20 protein-coding genes are annotated in these 15795 nt (G+C 68.0%); 4 read left to right on the plus strand and 16 right to left on the minus strand.

Annotated features, from left to right (window positions below):
• Positions 1-38 precede the first annotated feature (38 nt).
• Complete coding sequence (locus A5789_RS31100; protein ID WP_064905247.1) at positions 39-710, minus strand: YdcF family protein; 672 nt, start codon at positions 708-710, stop codon at positions 39-41.
• Between the two features lie 136 nt (positions 711-846).
• Here A5789_RS31100 and A5789_RS31105 point away from each other — a divergent pair, with 136 nt between their 5' ends.
• Complete coding sequence (locus tag A5789_RS31105; protein WP_064905188.1) at positions 847-2619, plus strand: lipase family protein; 1773 nt, start codon at positions 847-849, stop codon at positions 2617-2619.
• A gap of 145 nt (positions 2620-2764) precedes the next feature.
• Here the strand turns inward: A5789_RS31105 and rpsQ are convergent, their stop codons facing one another.
• The 11 genes from rpsQ to rpsJ are packed head-to-tail and all read right to left on the minus strand — an operon-like array spanning position 2765 to position 8046.
• Positions 2765-3061, minus strand: a complete 297-nt coding sequence (gene rpsQ / locus A5789_RS31110; protein WP_030513365.1) for a 30S ribosomal protein S17 — start codon at positions 3059-3061, stop codon at positions 2765-2767.
• Positions 3058-3297 carry a 50S ribosomal protein L29 gene (rpmC, locus tag A5789_RS31115; RefSeq protein ID WP_025347181.1) on the minus strand — a complete coding sequence of 80 codons (240 nt, stop codon included), beginning with the start codon at positions 3295-3297 and terminating at the stop codon, positions 3058-3060. Before rpmC ends, rpsQ begins: the two co-directional genes overlap by 4 nt.
• Positions 3297-3713 (minus strand): 50S ribosomal protein L16, encoded by a 417-nt coding sequence (rplP, locus tag A5789_RS31120; RefSeq protein ID WP_040704375.1) that lies wholly within the window; start codon positions 3711-3713, stop codon positions 3297-3299. The genes rpmC and rplP overlap by 1 nt, the downstream gene beginning before the upstream one ends.
• A 3-nt stretch (positions 3714-3716) precedes the next feature.
• Complete coding sequence (gene rpsC, locus A5789_RS31125; protein ID WP_063018215.1) at positions 3717-4526, minus strand: 30S ribosomal protein S3; 810 nt, start codon at positions 4524-4526, stop codon at positions 3717-3719.
• Positions 4527-4934, minus strand: a complete 408-nt coding sequence (gene rplV, locus A5789_RS31130; protein WP_025347178.1) for a 50S ribosomal protein L22 — start codon at positions 4932-4934, stop codon at positions 4527-4529.
• Complete coding sequence (gene rpsS / locus A5789_RS31135; protein ID WP_030513362.1) at positions 4931-5212, minus strand: 30S ribosomal protein S19; 282 nt, start codon at positions 5210-5212, stop codon at positions 4931-4933. Before rpsS ends, rplV begins: the two co-directional genes overlap by 4 nt.
• Positions 5213-5226: 14 nt before the next feature.
• A complete protein-coding gene (gene rplB / locus A5789_RS31140) occupies positions 5227-6057 on the minus strand; it encodes a 50S ribosomal protein L2 (RefSeq protein ID WP_030513361.1) in 831 nt (276 codons plus the stop codon).
• A gap of 33 nt (positions 6058-6090) precedes the next feature.
• The gene (gene rplW / locus A5789_RS31145; RefSeq protein WP_025347175.1) at positions 6091-6396 is read right to left on the minus strand and encodes a 50S ribosomal protein L23; all 306 of its coding nucleotides are present in this window, start codon (positions 6394-6396) and stop codon (positions 6091-6093) included.
• A complete protein-coding gene (gene rplD, locus A5789_RS31150; RefSeq protein ID WP_063018213.1) occupies positions 6393-7064 on the minus strand; it encodes a 50S ribosomal protein L4 in 672 nt (223 codons plus the stop codon). Before rplD ends, rplW begins: the two co-directional genes overlap by 4 nt.
• Positions 7061-7726: a 50S ribosomal protein L3 gene (rplC, locus tag A5789_RS31155; protein WP_030513358.1), complete on the minus strand. Its 666-nt coding sequence runs from the start codon at positions 7724-7726 to the stop codon at positions 7061-7063. The genes rplD and rplC overlap by 4 nt, the downstream gene beginning before the upstream one ends.
• 14 nt (positions 7727-7740) lie before the next feature.
• Positions 7741-8046: a 30S ribosomal protein S10 gene (gene rpsJ / locus A5789_RS31160; protein ID WP_003938093.1), complete on the minus strand. Its 306-nt coding sequence runs from the start codon at positions 8044-8046 to the stop codon at positions 7741-7743.
• A gap of 465 nt (positions 8047-8511) precedes the next feature.
• Here rpsJ and A5789_RS31165 point away from each other — a divergent pair, with 465 nt between their 5' ends.
• The gene (locus tag A5789_RS31165) at positions 8512-8988 is read left to right on the plus strand and encodes a hotdog fold domain-containing protein (protein ID WP_063018211.1); all 477 of its coding nucleotides are present in this window, start codon (positions 8512-8514) and stop codon (positions 8986-8988) included.
• A 14-nt stretch (positions 8989-9002) separates the two neighbouring features.
• On the opposite strand, the gene A5789_RS31170 is transcribed toward A5789_RS31165, so the two are convergent.
• From A5789_RS31170 to A5789_RS31180, 3 genes are all read right to left on the minus strand, one after another.
• Positions 9003-9935, minus strand: coding sequence for a triacylglycerol lipase (locus tag A5789_RS31170; RefSeq protein WP_064905186.1), 933 nt, complete (start codon positions 9933-9935; stop codon positions 9003-9005).
• Between the two features lie 75 nt (positions 9936-10010).
• On the minus strand, positions 10011-10952 hold the full coding sequence (locus tag A5789_RS31175) for a triacylglycerol lipase (protein WP_082941085.1): 942 nt from the start codon (positions 10950-10952) through the stop codon (positions 10011-10013).
• Between the two features lie 3 nt (positions 10953-10955).
• Positions 10956-11957, minus strand: a complete 1002-nt coding sequence (locus A5789_RS31180; protein ID WP_174555036.1) for an alpha/beta hydrolase family protein — start codon at positions 11955-11957, stop codon at positions 10956-10958.
• A 227-nt stretch (positions 11958-12184) separates the two neighbouring features.
• Between A5789_RS31180 and A5789_RS31185 the strand changes: the two genes are divergently transcribed.
• Positions 12185-13420 (plus strand): lycopene cyclase family protein, encoded by a 1236-nt coding sequence (locus A5789_RS31185; RefSeq protein WP_064905184.1) that lies wholly within the window; start codon positions 12185-12187, stop codon positions 13418-13420.
• Between the two features lie 146 nt (positions 13421-13566).
• Here the strand turns inward: A5789_RS31185 and A5789_RS31190 are convergent, their stop codons facing one another.
• Entirely contained in the window at positions 13567-14361 is a 795-nt protein-coding gene (locus A5789_RS31190; RefSeq protein WP_064905182.1) for an enoyl-CoA hydratase, read from the minus strand.
• 145 nt (positions 14362-14506) lie between these two features.
• Here A5789_RS31190 and A5789_RS31195 point away from each other — a divergent pair, with 145 nt between their 5' ends.
• Entirely contained in the window at positions 14507-15766 is a 1260-nt protein-coding gene (locus A5789_RS31195) for a TetR/AcrR family transcriptional regulator (RefSeq protein ID WP_064927415.1), read from the plus strand.
• The last annotated feature ends 29 nt before the right edge of the window (positions 15767-15795 follow it).

Genomic DNA, 15795 nt, shown 5'->3' on the forward strand with positions numbered 1-15795 from the left:
CCTCGACCCATTCGAGGTATTCGATATCGGCATCGCCGCTACCCGCGCGGTGGCAGCAGACGCCCGGTGAACCCGGCTGCCACCAGCCGGTCGTATGCGGCGCAAACCTTCTCCGGAACGTCCTGCTCGATCGCCCAGCCCTCGGCCGCGTATCGCCACACACGTTGCGTATCCCCCACCAGCATCGTGACCACCCGCGCCACATCACCGATCCGCGCCACATAATCGTCGAGCGATTCCGGCAGCGAACCGCACACCACCTCGACCTCCGGCCACCGCATCCGGCAGGTCGCATAACTGCGCCGCTGTTGATACGGCCGGCAGATCAACATCACCGACTCCACCGCGCGACCCGAGTCCCGCAGCAACGCACGCGAAAAGTCGATGTTCTCGGCGGTATTCGTGGCCCGAGGCTCGACGAGGATGTCATTCGCCGAAACACCCAGCGCCACAGCATGTTCCCGATAGTGCACCGCCTCGCCTCGCGGAAAGGTCATCACCGTAGTGGGTGCGGTGGCACCGGTGAACACGACCGCTGGGAATACGCCCCGGCGAAACAGTTCAGCCGCGTATGTCGCCACTCCGATATCGTGGCTGCCCAGCCCGATTCCCACATCCACCGCTCGCACCTCGTGGCCCATCCGGTTGTAGTCCCACAGCGTGCGGACATCGACGTGGAGGTCAGTGGGGACGCCTGCCAGCGAGGACACCTGCACCTCCTCGTTCGGGTCGAATCAGCCACGACGCTGTCCAGCTTGCACCACCCCCGCTACATCGACATACGAGCCCGGAGATCCGCAGGCGCGGATCGCGGAGGATTCGCGGCCGCTGCGCTAGGTTCGGACCGTGACCAGCTCACCCCCGGAGAGCGCGGCGGCGAGTACCGCCCGGGCCGCGAGCATTCGTCGGTGGCTGCGCCTGGTAGCAGGAGTTCTGCTGGTGCTGCTCGGCGCGTTCTTGACCGTCGCCCCGTTCTCGTCGCTCGCGGTGCTGTGGTGTGTCGCGATCGCCGGACTTGTCGGCTCGGCCGTGTCGGGACTCCTCCGAGCCCGGCGCTGGAGAGATGTCCGAAGGTGGGTCGAGTCGTCCGTCTACCTGGCCGCCGCGCTGCTGGCGCTGTGGTGGCCGGGGATTACCACAGAGGTGCTGGCCGTTGTGGTCGGTGTCGCGCTGATCGTCGCCGGTCTTACCGGTCTGCCCCTCGTGTGGCGCGAGCGCGGTGCCACCCGATTCGACGGCATTGTCGGCGGGGCTACCTCAGTAGTATTCGGCATGTTGGCGCTCGCCTGGCCGGATGTGACCGTGTTGGTCGTCGCCGTCTTGTTCGGCGCCGCCCTGATGGTGATCGGAGTGCGGCAGGTCATCGCAGCGATCGGCGGCGATCACCGACCGCTGGGTGCGACAGCCCCGCCGCGGACGCCGTGCGGCGGACGGTGGCGGGTGGCCGGCACCGTGATGGGCGCGACAGTGGCGCTGGTTCTCGCTCTCGTCAGCGTCGCGTTGCATCGCGACTCCCCGGCTCCCGACGAGTTCTACACCCCGCAGGCGTCCGTGCCGGATCGGGCCGGGCAGCTGTTGCGCACCGAGCGATACGACAATCCCGAGGTTCCGACCGGCGCGCTGGCCTGGCGCATCCTCTATACAACCACTCGCGATCACGGGCAGCCCGCGGTGGCCAGCGGGCTCGTCATCGCCCCGGGGAGTGCGACCACCACACCGAGTCCTGTGATCGCCTGGGCGCACGGGACCACCGGCGTCGCGGTCGGGTGCGCGCCGTCGATCCTGCCGAACGGCCTCAGCGCCGGCGCGATGATGGTGCAGGACAAAGTGATTCACCAAGGGTGGACGATAGTGGCCACCGACTACATCGGTCTCGGCACCGCGGGAACTCATCCGTACCTCATCGGGGAGGGTGAGGCCCGCTCGGTACTGGACGCTATTCGCGCCGCCCGGCAACTGCCGGACATCCGGCTAACCGATCACGCCGTCGTATGGGGACACTCGCAGGGCGGACACGCCGCCTTGTGGACCGGAATTCGCGCACCCCGGTACGCGCCCGAACTCGTCATCGACGGCGTCGCGGCGCTGGCACCGGCGAGCAACCTGCCGGCGCTGGTGGACAGCCTCGGCAGCGTCACAGCGGGCGAAGTATTCGCCTCCTACGTCATCACCGCTTACGCCGGCACCTACCCCGACACCCGCTTCGACGACTACGTACGCCCTGGTGCGCGCATCATCACGCGCGAGATGGCGCAGCGATGTCTGGCCGAGAAGAGCGTGCTGGTCTCTGTACTCACTTCACTGTTCCTCGACAAGCCGATCTGGCGCGGCGATCCGGATCGCGGCCCGCTGCTCGACAACTTGCGGCGCAACGTCCCGTCCGCCGTGATCCCCGCGCCCGTGTTCATCGGTCAGGGCACCGCGGATACCCTCGTCGTCCCGTCGGCACAGGACGGCTACGTCGCCCAACGCTGCCGAGCCGGTTACGCCGTGGACTATCGCACCTACCCGAACCTCGGGCACCTGCAAGTGGTCGAACCCGAATCACCGGCCATCGCGGACCTGATCGCATGGACGGCCGACCGCTTCGCGCGCCGCCCGGCTGCGAACACCTGCTGATGTGCGGCCCGACCCGTCGACCGCATGCGATGGCCGGCGGTCACCGGTCGAGATCATCCGGAAACACACGAAGGCCCGCTTCCCAACCGGGAAGCGGGCCTTCGCGATTCGACTACACAGCCGAGGCGGAGAAGAAGGAGCCTTCCTACTTCGCCTTTTCGAGGACCTCCACCAGCCGCCACCGCTTGGTGGCAGACAGCGGACGGGTCTCCATCAGCTGCACGCGGTCGCCGACACCGGCGATCTCGTTCTCGTCGTGCGCCTTCACCTTCGAGGTGGTGCGGATGATCTTGCCGTAAAGCGGGTGCTTCACACGATCTTCCAGCTCGACCACGATGGTCTTGTTCATCTTGTCGGAGACGACGTAGCCGATGCGCACTTTGCGCGAGCCACGCTCCTCCTGCTTGGCCGGCGTCTTGGCCGGGCCCTTGGCGTCACTCATGCCGCGTCTCCCTTGCCTTCAGGACCGGAGGCCAGGCCGAGCTCGCGCTCACGCATGACCGTGTAGATGCGCGCGATCTCGTGACGAACCACACGCAGGCGCCGGTTGTTCTGCAACTGGCCGGTCGCCATCTGGAAGCGCAGGTTGAACAGCTCTTCCTTCGATTCACGCAGGCGGGCGACGAGCTCGTCCTCGTTGAGCTCGCGCAGGTCTGCGGCCGGAGTTCCGGTAGCCATCAGAACTGCTCCTCCCTGGTCACGATCCTGCACTTCATCGGGAGCTTGTGCATCGCGCGGCGCAGGGCCTCGCGAGCGGTCTCCTCGTTCGGGTAAGACATCTCGAACATCACGCGACCCGGCTTGACGTTCGCGACCCACCACTCCGGCGAACCCTTACCGGAACCCATGCGGGTTTCGGCCGGCTTCTTGGTCAGCGGGCGATCCGGGTAGATGTTGATCCAGATCTTGCCGCCACGCTTGATGTGGCGGGTCATCGCGATACGCGCCGACTCGATCTGCCGGTTGGTGACGTAGGCCGGCTCCAGCGCCTGGATGCCGAACTCACCGAAGGCGACCGAGGTGCCACCCTTGGCCATACCGGAACGACCGGGGTGATGCTGCTTGCGGTGCTTGACCTTGCGGGGCATCAGCATGGGTCAGCCCTCCTTAGAAACTGACGGAGCCTCGGCCGGCTCTGCCACCGCGGTGGCGGCGCGCCCGGCCTCAGTGCTGGTCGCGGTGGTGCCGGACGAACCGGACCGCCGCGGACGGCTCGGCCGCTCCCGACGCTCGCGACGCTCACCGGACGGGGCAGCGCTGGCCGTGACCTCACGCTTGCCGCCGACGATGTCGCCCTTGTAGATCCACACCTTCACGCCGATGCGGCCGAAGGTGGTGCGAGCCTCGTACAAGCCGTAATCGATGTCGGCGCGCAGCGTGTGCAGCGGCACCCGACCCTCACGGTAGAACTCCGAGCGCGACATTTCGGCGCCGCCGAGGCGGCCCGAGCACTGCACTCGAATGCCCTTGACGTTCGGCGAACGCATGGCCGACTGGATGGCCTTGCGCATCGCGCGACGGAACGCCACACGGTTGGACAGCTGCTCGGCCACACCCTGGGCAACCAGCTGCGCATCCGACTCGGGGTTCTTGACCTCGAGGATGTTCAGCTGAACCTGCTTGCCGGTGAGCTTCTCCAGCTCGGCGCGGATGCGGTCGGCCTCGGCGCCGCGACGGCCGATCACGATGCCCGGACGCGCGGTGTGGATGTCCACCCGGACGCGGTCACGAGTGCGCTCGATCTCGACCTTCGAGATGCCGGCCCGCTCCATACCCGTGCTCAGCAGCTTGCGGATGGCTACGTCTTCCTTGACGTATTCCTTGTACTGCTTGTCGGCGTACCAGCGGGACTTCCAATCGGTGGTGATACCGAGGCGGAAGCCGTGGGGATTGATTTTCTGTCCCATTTACTTAGCCCCTCCCTTCCGGCGGCTACGAGCCGGGGCGGCGCTGGCGACGCTCTCGACCTCGATCGTGATGTGGCTGGTGCGCTTGCGGATCCGGAACGCGCGGCCCTGGGCGCGCGGCTGGAAACGCTTCATGGTCGCGCCCTCGTCGACATACGCCGTCGAGATGACCAGGGTGTCGGGGTTCAGGCCGAAGTTGTTCTCGGCGTTCGCCGCGGCGCTGGCCACGACCTTGGCGACGGGTTCGCTGGCGGCCTGCGGTGCGAAGCGCAGGATGTTCAGCGCATCCTCGACCCGCTTGCCGCGGACCAGGTCCACGACGCGGCGAGCCTTCATCGGAGTGACGCGAACGTGCTTCGCGGTCGCGCGCGCGGTCGGGTTCTGAAGCGTGGTGTCTTGTTCGCTCATCGCCGCTTGCTCTTCCGATCTTCCTTGACGTGGCTCCGGAACGTCCTGGTCGGCGCGAACTCACCGAGCTTGTGCCCGACCATGTTCTCCGAGACGAACACCGGCACGTGCTTGCGGCCGTCGTGGACCGAGAACGTGTGGCCGATGAAATCGGGGATGATGGTCGAACGACGCGACCAGGTCTTGATGACCTGCTTGGTGCCCTTCTCGTTCTGGACGTCCACCTTCTTGAGGAGGTGTTCGTCGACGAACGGGCCCTTCTTGAGGCTGCGTGGCATCTTTAACCTCCTCCTTAACGCTTCTTGCCGCGGCGGCGGACGATGAGCTTGTCGCTCGGACGGTTGGGCTTACGAGTACGGCCTTCGGGCTTACCCCAGGGCGAGACCGGGTGGCGACCACCGGAGGTCTTGCCCTCACCACCACCGTGCGGGTGGTCGACGGGGTTCATGACGACACCACGGACCGTGGGGCGGCGACCCTTCCAGCGCATACGGCCGGCCTTACCCCAGTTGATGTTCGACTGCTCGGCGTTGCCGACCTCGCCGACGGTGGCGCGGCAGCGCACGTCGACGCGGCGGATTTCGCCGGAGGGCATACGCAGGACGGCGTAGGCGCCTTCCTTACCCAGCAGCTGGATGCTCATACCGGCGGCACGAGCCAGTTTGGCGCCACCGCCCGGACGCAGCTCCACCGCGTGGATGGTGGTACCGGTCGGGATCGAGCGCAGCGGCAGGTTGTTGCCGGGCTTGATGTCGGCGCCGGCGCCGGACTCGATCCGCGTGCCCTGGGCGATGCCCTTGGGCGCGATGATGTAGCGCTTCTCGCCGTCCGCGTAGTGCAGCAGGGCGATGTTGGCGGTCCGGTTCGGGTCGTACTCGATGTGAGCGACCTTGGCCGGGATGCCGTCCTTGTCCAACCGGCGGAAGTCGATCAGACGGTAGGCCCGCTTGTGACCGCCACCGCGATGACGGGTGGTGATCCGGCCGTGCGCGTTACGACCACCGGACTTGGTGAGCGGGCGCAGCAGCGACTTCTCGGGAGTGGACCGGGTGATCTCGGCGAAGTCCGAAACGGACGACCCGCGCCTACCCGGCGTAGTCGGCTTGTACTTACGGATTGCCATGAGTTCTTCTCTGCTTTCTGAAGATCCGACCGCTTACGCGACCGGGCCTCCGAAGATCTCGATGGGCTTGCTGTCGGCCGAGATGGTCACGAGCGCGCGCTTGGTGCTCTTGCGCTGGCCGTAACCGAAGCGGGTCCGCTTGCGCTTGCCCTGACGGTTGGCAGTGTTGACGCTGGTGACCGTGACGCCGAAAACCTTCTCGACGGCGATCTTGATCTGCGTCTTGTTCGAGTCCGGGTGCACCAGGAAGGTGTAGGTGCCCTCTTCGATCAGCCCGTAGGACTTCTCGGAGATCACCGGCGCGAGCAGAATGTCGCGCGGGTCGGCGATGGTGGTCACTTGCTTTCCTCCTGTGCAGACTCGGCCGGGCCGTGCACGAACGCGTTGAGCGCCTCGACGCTGAACACGACGTCGTCGCTGAGCAGCACGTCGTAGGTGTTCAGCTGGTCCGGCGCGATCGGGTGCACACCCTGCAGGTTCGCCACGCTCTTCCACGCGGTGACATCTTCGCGGCCCACCACGACCAGCACCTTCTTACGGTCCGACAGCTCGGCCAGGAAGTTCTTGGCGGCCTTGGTGGACGGCGTCTGGCCGGCGACCAGTTCGCTGATGACGTGGATGCGCTCGTTGCGGGCCCGGTCCGAGAGGGCGCCACGCAGGGCGGCGGCCTTCATCTTCTTGGGCAGACGCTGCGAGTAGTCGCGCGGCTGCGGGCCGTGCACGGTGCCACCGCCGGTGAACTGCGGCGCGCGGGTCGAACCCTGGCGGGCGCGGCCGGTGCCCTTCTGGCGGTACGGCTTCTTACCACCGCCGCGGACCTCGCCGCGGGTCTTGGTGGCGTGCGTGCCCTGGCGAGCCGCGGCCTGCTGGGCCACGACGACCTGGTGCATCAGCGCGATGTTGGCGGTCGCGTCGAAGATCTCCGCGGGGAGCTCGACGGTGCCGTTGGTCTTGCCGCCCGGCTCTTTCACCGGAAGCGTCAGGTTGGTCTTAGTGTCGGTGCTCATGCCCGGGCACCACCCTTCGCAGCGCTCTTGACGATCACGATGCCGCCCTTGCGGCCCGGGATCGCGCCCTTGATCAGCAGCAGGCCGTTCTCGGCGTCCACCTTGTGGACCGAGAGGTTCTGCGTGGTCACGCGGTCGTTACCCATCCGGCCGGCCATCCGCATGCCTTTGAAAACACGGCCAGGCGTCGAACATCCACCGATGGAGCCCGGCCGGCGGTGCACAGCCTGCGCACCGTGAGCGGCGCCCTGCCCCTTGAAGCCGTGACGCTTCATGACACCGGCGTAGCCCTTGCCCTTGCTGGTGCCGGTCACGTCGACGTAGGCACCCTCTTCGAAGACATCGGCCGACAGTTCCTGGCCCACCTCGAACGAGGCGGCGTCGGCGACGCGGATCTCGGCGACGTGGCGACGCGGGGTGACACCGGCCTTGCTGAACTGCCCAGCGACGGGCTTGGTCACCTTGCGCGGGTCGATCGCGCCGAAGGCGAGCTGAACGGCGGAGTAGCCGTCGCGCTCCTCGGTGCGGATCTGGGTCACGACGTTCGGTCCGGCCTTGACGACGGTCACGGGAACGACGCGGTTCTTCTCGTCGAACACCTGAGTCATGCCGAGCTTGGTGCCCAGGATGCCGGCCGCCGGCCTGTTCTTGTTGTCAGTCATATCTGCAATCCCCGTCACTGAATGTTGACGTCGACGCTGGCCGGCAGATCGATGCGCATGAGCGCGTCGACCGTCTTCGGCGTCGGGTCGAGGATGTCGATCAGCCGCTTGTGCGTGCGCATCTCGAAGTGCTCGCGCGAGTCCTTGTACTTGTGCGGCGAGCGGATGACGCAATACACGTTCTTCTCGGTCGGCAACGGCACCGGCCCGACGACGCGGGCACCGGTGCGGGTCACCGTCTCGACGATCTTGCGTGCAGACGCATCGATCGCCTCATGGTCGTAGGCCTTGAGCCTGATGCGGATCTTCTGTCCCGCCACGCTGAGTGTCCTTTTCTCCGCTTACGTTGTGACCCAGGAGCTTTCGCTCCCGAACCACCCTCATTTGCACAGCCCGAACACACGAAGACGCATCAGCCACCAACACGACCGGGGCGCACCCGATCCATCGCCGCTGTTCATCTGTCATGGTTCTTCCGGTCCACGCGGTCGGGCGTGTCGCCTCTCCGCTCATTCTTCGACCCCGGGCATATTTCACCTGTTGGGTCTCGGAACTTCGTCCCGGACGTACCCGCGCCGGACTCGACGCCGATACTCAGTGGGTCCTGCTCACCTACCGGCGATGGACACACACCACCGCTGCAGGCAACCCGAACAGTATGCCCGAGGCCCCCCACCCACTCCAAATCGGGGGTCGTCCGCCCCCGCGGACGCGCCGCGGCCCTGGTCGGACGGTACCGGACCGCGCGGCGGCGCGTCGAACTTACTCCAGAGTAAGGTGTTGCCATGACCACAGAGACCGCTACCTACCGCGGCTGGAAGAAGCTCCCCGACAACCGCCTCGGACATGCCCTGTTCTCGGTCGGCATGATCGCCCGCGTCCCCTACTTCGGCACCGTCGTGCCGAACGTCGTGCGGCTGGAACCGGGATTGTGCGAGGTCACCGCGCCCAAGTGGTTCGGGATCCACAATCACCTGGGCACCTTCCACGCGATCGCGGCCTGCAATCTGGCCGAGGTCGCGATGGGCATGCTGAGCGAGGCCACGGTTCCGACCACCCACCGCTGGATCCCCAAGGCGATGAACGTGCAATACCTGGCCAAGGCGGAATCCGGCCTGCGCGCGGTCGCGAAACTCGACCGGATTCCGGACTTCGCGACCCTCACCGAAGGGACGGAAGTGGTCGTCCCGGTGTCGATCTACGACAAACACGGCGTCGAGGTCGTGCACGCCGACATCACCACCTGGGTGACGCCGAAGTAGCCGATCGGCCCGGCTCAGCAGGGCGGAGGCGGCGGCGCGCCGGCGACCGCGGCCGTGATCTCGGCGATCGCGCGCGGATTCGACAGCAGATCGTTGTGGCTGACCGCCAGCGCCGGGCACCCGTCCTGGATCCAGATATTGCGATTGTCGCCTTGCGGATCGGCCAGCAATGCGGTCTCCGCCGGGGTGATCACCTCGTCGGTGCGGCTCGCGATCGCGGTGTAGCGGATCCCGTGCTCGGTTTCGCCGTGGGCGTTGAGCCGGGTCAATGTCGGCGTGCCCGGAACCTGCTCGGCGCCTGCGGGACCGAAGACCTGGGCCGCGGTCTGCTCGCCGTCCATCCCGATGGCCCCGTAGAACGGGAACATCTTCGGCAGGCCTTCGAAGGTCGAACCCCGGTAGGGCGTGCCGACTGTGACCACGCTGTCCACCACGCCCGGATGGCGGCGCACATACTCCCGAATCTCGGTGCCGCCGGTCGAATGCCCCACCATCTCGACCTTCGGCGCGCCGGTCACCCCGCGCACCATGGCGACGAACGCGGCCAGTTGCACCGCTTGCGAGCCGATATCGGCCACGCCGTAGACGACGTTGCCCTGTACGGCCGCGGCGACCGGGCCCAATCCCGGCCAGCCGGCCTCGGAGACACCGTTCAGTCCGAGCGTCGGCAGCGGTACCCGTCCCACATCGGCGGCGAAGACGCAGTAGCCCTGGCTGCGCAGCGCGGGGGCCAGCGCGCCGAAGCTGCGCTGGGCGTCGGTCGCCGCACCGTGCGCCAGGATCACCGGATAGGGCTTGTCACGGGTCGGGCGACAGGAGAAATCGTTCGCGCCGGCCAGCGGCGGAACGTCCATCGCGAAGGCGTGCGCTCGCGGCGCGCGGCCGGCCGCGACGGCGATCAGCGCGCACAGGAGCACGGAGATCGTGGCGAACCGCACCGCACTCATGGCAGCCCAGGGTAGCGGAAGGATTGCTCGCCGCCGTCCGGCCACACCTGGGCGCCCGGTGACGAATCAACGCCCTCAGCAGGGCGGGGGCGGCGTGCCCGCGACGGCGGCGGTGATTTCGGCGAGCGCGCGCGGATCCGACAGCATCGCGTCGTGGGCGACGACGAGGGTGGGGCATCCGTCCTGCAGCCAGATGTTTCGGTTGCCGCCCTGCGGATCGCTCAACAGGGCCGTCTCCGGAGGGGTGATGACCGTATCGTCGCGGCTGGCGATGGCGGTGTAGCGGATTCCCGGATGGGTCTCACCGTCGGCGTTCAACCGGTTCAGGGTCGGCGTTCCCGGCGCCTGTTCGGCTCCGGCGGGTCCGAAGACCTGCGCCGCAACCGCCGGCCCGTCCATACCGAGCGCGCCGTAGAAGGGGAACATCACCGGCAGGCCGGCGAAGGTCGATCCGCGATAGGGCGTGCCGACGGTGACCACGCTCGCCACCTGCCCGGGGCGGTGGCGCACGAATTCACGAATATCCGTGCCGCCGGTGGAATGGCCGACCATGACAACCTTCGCCGCTCCGGTCGCATCCAGGACCCGTGCGACGAAGGCACCCAATTCCGTTGCCTGCGTGGCGATATCGGCCACGCCGTAGATGCCGTTGCCCTCCACTGCCGCGGCCGCCGGACCCAATCCCGCCCATTTCGGATCGGGCACACCGTTCGCGCCCAGATTCGACAACGGCAGTCGTCCCACATCGGCAGCGAAAACACAGAAGCCGAGCCGGTGCAATTGCGGTGCGAGTACGGCGAAGCTGCGCCCGGCGTCGGTGGCTGCGCCGTGGGCCAGAATCACCGGATAGGGCTTGTCCGCGGTGGTCCGGCAGCCGAAATCGTTGGCGCCCGGCAAATACGGCACTTCGGCCGGGAAGGCCGCGGCCTGGGGCGCACGGGCGCCGGCCCAGGCGATCAACGCCCCCAGGACCAGCGCGAGTATCGCGCGCGCAGTGGGATTGCGATCGCCGCGCATCGGTTACAGTCCCAGGCCCGAGGCCAGCACCGGCCACGATTTCTTCAGGTCGTCCTGCCAGTAACCCCAGGAGTGCGTGCCGGTCGGCCGGAAGTCATAGGTGGCGGGGATGTTCAGCGAGTCCAGCCGTGCCTGCATGTTGTGGGCGCAGTAGTTCGTCGCCGATTCGATGATGCCGCCGAGCACGAGCTGATTGGCGTAACCCCATTCCCCGGGCAGCGAGTATTCGCCGTTCAAGGTGTCGTAGGGCCCGGGCAGTCCGCTGCCGTTCGCGATGTAGATGGCCTTGCCGCGCAGGCCCTCCGCGTGCACGTAGGGATCGTTGCCGACCCAGTCCGGATCGCCGGGCGGACCCCACATGTTCTCGGCATTGCCCCATCCCCACGTCTCGACCGTGAGCCGGACGAATTCCTGTCCGACCGGATCGGAGGTCTGCGCGCATCCGCTGTAGGAGCCGACCGCGGAGAACAGGTCCCCGGCGGTCGCTGCGAGCGCCAAGGTCGTGGTCGCCGACATCGAATAGCCGGCAATTCCGTTGCGGCCGTTGGCATCCAGATACGTGTTCAGAAGCGGCGGCAGTTCCTGCGTCAGGAAGGTGCGCCACTTGTTGCGCCCCAGGTGCGGATCGTCGCGCTGCCAGTCGGCGTAATAGCTGAACATGCCACCGATCGGCGTCACCACGTTGACGTTCTTGTCGGCGAGGAATTTCAGCGCATCGGTTTTCGTCGCCCAGGTCGAGCCGTCGAGACCGCCGCCGGCGCCGAGCAACAGATACAGCACCGGACGCGGGGCGCTCGTATCGGCGGCCCGCTGCACCTGCACTTCGATGTCCTGCCCCATCGCCGCGGAGTGCACGAACAACGACTGATGGCGCGGATCGTCGGTGCGGACCCGGACGATCGCCGAGTCCGAGCCGGTCGGACCGGGCGCCGGCGCGGGATCGGCCGCACCGTTCCCCTGGCACATCAGCAGGGCGGCGGCGGCCACCACCGCCGTACTCATCATCCGCGGCATGGATCTGTGCCGCGGAGCCCGCCCCGTGTCTCGAAACCTTCGCATATCGTTCTCCCTGGCCACCAGCAATCGGCGAGCACCCCCCGACGGCGCCCGTGGTCTCAGGTTATGAACTGCCCCAATGCATTTCACGACGCGAATTGCTACGCCACGAGTTTTCGGGGCGTAACATCTACGGCCCCCGCGGCGATGCGGGGCCGGGCTGGGAGAATGCGGCCATGAGTGCGCAGCATGTCCGTCGAGCCGATCTGTGCGTGGTCGGGCTCGGGCCGACCGGCCGTGCCGTCGCGCACCGCGCGATGCGGGCGGGGCTCGACGTGGTGGCGGTGGACCCGCGGCCCGAGCGGCTGTGGCCGCCGACCTTCTCCTGCTGGGTCGACGAACTTCCCGCGTGGCTGCCACACAGCGCGATCGCCCAGCGCATCGAGGCGCCCACCGTCTGGACGCAGACGCCGCATCGAATCGAAAGGCCGTACTGCGTACTCTCCAAGCCCGGGCTACGCGATGCGCTACCTCTAGACGATGCCACCGTGCTGGCCGGTCGCGCTACCTCTGTCGACGCTCATCGCGTCGACCTGCAGGACGGCAGCACGATCACGGCCGCCACGGTGGTGGACACCCGCGGGCTCGCCTCGCCGGGGGCGCGGCGCACCGCCAGCGCGCACGGCATCTTCGTCGACGCCGAACGGGCGGCGCCGATGGTCGGCGACGGCGAAGGGCTGCTGCTGGATTGGCGCGACGAGAACGGCGCGGGTCCGGACGAGCCGCCCTCGTTCCTGTACGCCGTCCCGCTCGGCGACGGCACGGTGATCTTCGAGGAGACCAGTCTCGGCCTGCGCGGCGGCATGCCGCAGCACGAACTGCGCCGGCGCACCCTGCATCGGCTCGCCGCGCACGGCATCCGGCTGCGCGGTGACGAGCCGTCCGAGGCCGCGCACTATCCGCTGGATCAGCCACCGCCGCCGATGCGTGGTTCGGCGCGCGGAAACGACCCGGTTCCGTTCGGCTCCCGCGGCGGAATGATGCATCCGTGCACGGGCTACAGCGTCGCCGATTCGTTCGCCCTGGTCGACTCGCTGGTCGATGCGGTGCGCACGGGTTCCGATCCGGTCGCGGCGCTGTGGCCGTGGCAGGCCCGGCTGGTGTACTGGATGCGGATGCGCGGCCTCTACGGCTTGGGGCGGTTGACCACCGCGCAGTCGATCTCGATGTTCGAGGCCTTCTTCACCGCCTCCCCGCGCCAGCAGCGGGCGCTGCTGTCTGCGCACGACGACTACGCGGCACTGGGCGCGGTGCTGTTCATGACGGTGTCGCGGACCTGGCCGTTCCGCTGGCGATACGACCTGGTCGGCTGGGCGAACCGCAACCGCTGGGTGGGCTACGACTATCCGGCGGCGACGTCGGACCGGACGCTCGACGCGGCGCTTCCGGAGGACGGGAGCGTGGGCGGCTAGCCACCCCGGCAGCGACGCCATCGAACACGCTCCGTGACCGAGTAGGTGGCCGCCTCCGCCCGAACATCTCCCCCACCGGCTACTTCAGCCACCGAGAGACGCTGTGGCGCAGCGCTCTCCGCGGCCGCTGGTTCGGCTCGAGCGTCCTAGTGCGCGAATACCGCTTTGCGCTTGCCCAGCATCGCCGCGGCACCCTCGGCGAAATCGGGTCCGCGCAGCAACTCGGCCTGCCCGGCCTTCTCGGCGGCGAGCGCCTCGTCCAGCGAGGCCAGCGCGGCGCGGTTGAGGGTGCGCTTGGTGAGTTCGAGGGCGCGGCGCGGGCCGTGGGCGAGTTTCGCCGCCACCGCTTCGACCTTCGCATCGAGTTCGTCGACGGGCAGGACCCCGGCCAGCAGCCCGCGCCGGTACGCCTCGGTGACCGGCAGCCGCTCCCCGAGCAGCGCCAGCTCCGCCGCCAGCGCCCGCCCGGATGCCGCGGCCACCAGCGCGGCGGCGCCACCGTCGGGCATCAGGCCGATGTTGATGAAGGCCTGCAGTAGATAGGCCTCCTCGCTCGCATAGGTGAAATCGGCGGAAAGCGCCAGCGCCACACCGATTCCCGCGGCGGCGCCACGCACCCGCGCGATGACCGGCACCGGCGCGTCGATGATCGAGCGGACCATGCGGTTCGCGCCGTCCATGGTCATCTCCGGTGTGATGCCCCGCTCCTTCTCGGCGGCCGCCGCGGCCAGATCGGCGCCGGTGCAGAAGTCGCCGCCCGCCCCGGTCAGCACGATCACGCGGATCGACGAATCCTGCGCCACGTTGCTCAGCGTGTCACCGAGAGCGATCATCGCGTCGTAGCTGAGAGCGTTCTTGCGACCGGGATTGTCGATGGTCACCCGCAAAACGCGATCGTCCCGCACGATGGTGAGGCCGGGGGTGTGGTCGTGATCGCTCATGGTTACTCCCAGGTGGGCCGCCGCCGACGGCGACGAGACGAGAATGATGGTTAACTTTGCGAATTGTGGTTAACTTATGTTGACTTGTCCGGCGCTGTCAACCAGTCGGCGCCGTCGACGAGCCGAAACGCAGAAGGAGAGGTGTATGGTCGCGGATCGCAGCGAGGCCGGGCTCGCATCCGCGCGACCGGGTACCACCACGACGCCCCGGCGTCGGCCGAAGAATCGCAAGGCACAGATCGTGCGGGTCGCCGCCCGCGCCTTCAGTGAACGTGGCTATCACCCGGTGGGCGTCGCCGAGATCGCCGCCGAGGTGGGCATCTCGGGACCGGCGCTGTACCGCCACTTCGCCAACAAGTACGCACTGCTGGTGGCCGCCGCCGAGGCCGGCGCCCAGCAACTGCTCGACGCCGCCAAGGCCGCCGACGAACCCGGGCTCGATCCGAAATCGCGCCTCACCGCGCTGATCCGCGCGCTGGCCGAGCACACCATCGATGTCCGCCGCGAGGGCGGGTTGTACCGCTGGGAGCGCCGCTACCTCGAGCGGGAGGACCGCGCCCGCATCCGGGTGATCTACGACGAACTGCAGGATCTGATCGAATCCGCGGTCGCCGCGCTGCGACCGGATGCGCCGCCCGCCGATGTCGAACTGCTGGCGACCGGCATGCTGGGCGTGATCGGCAGTATCACCGCCCATCGCACCGCCCTGTCCAACGCGCGGCTCACCGATCTGATCCTCGATATGTGCTGGTCGCTCCTGCACACCGAACTGCCGCCGCTGCCGGATCCGGCGGCCACCGGGGCGCCGGTGCGCGGATTGCCGCTGAGTTCCAAACGCGAACAGCTGCTCACCGAGGCGATCCGCATCTTCGGCCGCCAGGGCTATCACGAGGCCAGTATCGAGGAGATCGGCGCCGCGGTCGGGATCAACGCGTCCAGCGTCTACCGCTATTTCGCGAGTAAATCCGATCTGCTGGCCGCCGCGTTCCACCGCACCGGCGAACGCGTCGCGATCGCGAATTCCGAGGCGCTGGCGGAGGCGACCAGCCGCTCCGACGCCGCGCTGCGCATCGCCGCCCGGTTCGCGCGGCTGACCTTCTCGACGCCGGAGATCCTGCCGGTCTACTTCGCCGAATTCTCGAATCTGCCCGCGGCCGAACAGCAGAAACTGCGTTCGGTGCAGCGTCAGAACGTGCTCGAGTGGGCGCATCTGCTCGACGACGACCCGGCCGAGGCGCGCTGCCGCGTCCATGCCGCCATCGCCCAGGTGGTCGATGTCGGGCGGCGGGTGCGCTTCGAGAATCGGCCGGAACATGTCGCCCGGGTGTGCGCGCTGATGGAAGCGGTTCTGCTGGGCTGGAATTCGCCGCCCGAGACGGCGCAGGGCGAACCGGTCCAGGCGTAGCCGCTCCAGGCCTAGCGATCCAGGCGGGG

This window comes from Nocardia sp. 852002-51101_SCH5132738 (genome assembly GCF_001665695.1).
Classification (GTDB): Bacteria; Actinomycetota; Actinomycetes; order Mycobacteriales; family Mycobacteriaceae; genus Nocardia; species Nocardia nova.